This is a genomic window from Nitrobacter sp. 62-13 (genome assembly GCF_001896955.1).
GTDB lineage: Bacteria > Pseudomonadota > Alphaproteobacteria > Rhizobiales > Xanthobacteraceae > Nitrobacter.
In genome coordinates, this window is record NZ_MKRN01000143.1 from 9,608 (window position 1) to 10,102 (window position 495).

The 495-nt window shown below is 66.3% G+C and carries 1 protein-coding gene; it reads left to right on the forward strand.

Going from position 1 to position 495, the window contains the following annotated elements; translation table 11 throughout:
* Positions 1-495: aminotransferase class III-fold pyridoxal phosphate-dependent enzyme (locus BGN91_RS10465; RefSeq protein ID WP_292612886.1), on the forward strand; the 495-nt coding region annotated here is incomplete at both ends.

The window sequence follows — 495 nt, forward strand, 5'->3', positions numbered from 1 at the left end:
CAACACCATCGCCGCCGTGATCGTCGAGCCGATGGCGGGATCGACCGGCGTGCTGCCCGCGCCCAAAGGCTATCTCAAGCGGCTGCGCGAGATCACCGAGAGGCACGGCATTTTGCTGATTTTCGACGAGGTCATCACCGGCTTCGGCCGGCTCGGCTGCGCGTTCGCCGCCGAACGCTACGGCGTGCTGCCGGACATGATCACCTTCGCCAAGGGAGTCACCAACGGCGCGGCTCCGATGGGCGGCGTGCTGGTGCGCGACACCATCCATGACGCGTTCATGTCCGGACCGCCGAACGCCGTGGAACTGTTTCACGGCTATACCTATTCGGCGCACCCGCTGGCCTGCGCCGCAGGGCTCGCCACCCTCGACATCTATCGCGACGAAAAGCTGTTCGAGCGCGCCAAGGCGCTCGAGCCGACATTCGCCGACGCGGTGATGAGCCTGCGCAACGAGCCCAACGTGGTCGATATCCGCACCGTCGGGATCACGGC